Source organism: Shewanella sp. SG41-4, assembly GCF_014164505.1.
GTDB lineage: Bacteria > Pseudomonadota > Gammaproteobacteria > Enterobacterales > Shewanellaceae > Shewanella.
The window spans coordinates 1-1,019 of sequence record NZ_JACJFI010000683.1 but is presented as its reverse complement, the minus strand read 5'-3'; the positions used below and the strand labels follow the sequence as shown (position 1 = coordinate 1,019).

Below are 1,019 nucleotides of genomic sequence, written 5' to 3'. Positions count from 1 at the left end.
AATTATTGGGTGTGACATGTAAGGCGAAATCGAGATTAGATTGAGTATATTCGTGAGCACAAAAAACTTGGGTTTGGTCGGGTAAATTTGCCAACTTGGTTAACGATTGCAGCATTTGTGTCGCAGTGCCCTCGAATAAACGTCCACATCCTCCGCTGAATAAGGTATCACCACAAAATAATTTATCCTCAATATAGTAGGCAATATGACCTAAAGTATGACCAGGAACGGCCATAACCTGGGTTAGCCCTAAATGGGGTATATCAATATTTTCACTTGATGTAATAGTTAATGGATGGGTTAAACCATCGATACGTTCGTTACTCGGACCGTAAACATTAAGGCGTTGGTTGAAGTACTGTTGCAGTTGTTTTATACCACCAGTGTGGTCACTGTGATGATGGGTAATGATTATGCCGACTAAGTTAAGTTCTGTAGTGGCTAAATAATCGATAACACTTTGGCCGCAACCTGGGTCAACTACATAGGCATCAAGACTATTTGCTTGATGAATTAACCAAAGGTAGTTGTCTTTAAAAGCTGGAATGGTGTGAACGTTGAGCATAATCTGACTCGAGTGATGATTGACTATCTGTTAGGGTAACGGATATCGTTAAATAACTTCAAGTGAAGTCATACTTAAAGTATCAATGATGGGTAGCTGAACATTAAATACGCTATGGTAGAGTTGCTGGATTGAGTAAATATGACATTTTTGCAAAGTAATAGTTGGCGGGCTCCATGTTAAAACCCCTTATTTGGCAAGATTTACCTTTTGGTGAATTATTGCAAGCTGAGATCGAAGCTAAATTAGCCCCTTGGTGGCCGCGAATATTTGGCTATCATTTACTTAAAGCAGGAGCATTAAGTAGCCAGTTAAACAGTTTACATTGCAACATAGCACGACATTTTTCTGTTTATGACGGCGTTGATGCAAGTATTCAGGCCGATCCACATCATTTACCTCTACAACAAAGTGCTATTGATGCGGTGTTAAGCTGTTTTCTATTAGAATTTGA

The 1,019-nt window shown here is 39.3% G+C and carries 1 protein-coding gene and 1 pseudogene; one reads left to right on the top strand and one right to left on the bottom strand.

Going from position 1 to position 1,019, the window contains the following annotated elements; translation table 11 throughout:
* Nucleotides 1-565 (bottom strand): hydroxyacylglutathione hydrolase (gene gloB / locus H5202_RS23255; RefSeq protein WP_182774085.1); only part of this gene is annotated, 565 nt, incomplete at its 3' end.
* Between the two features lie 176 nt (nucleotides 566-741).
* Between gloB and H5202_RS23250 the strand changes: the two are divergent.
* Nucleotides 742-1,019: pseudogene (locus H5202_RS23250) on the top strand (methyltransferase type 11); the annotation flags it as partial.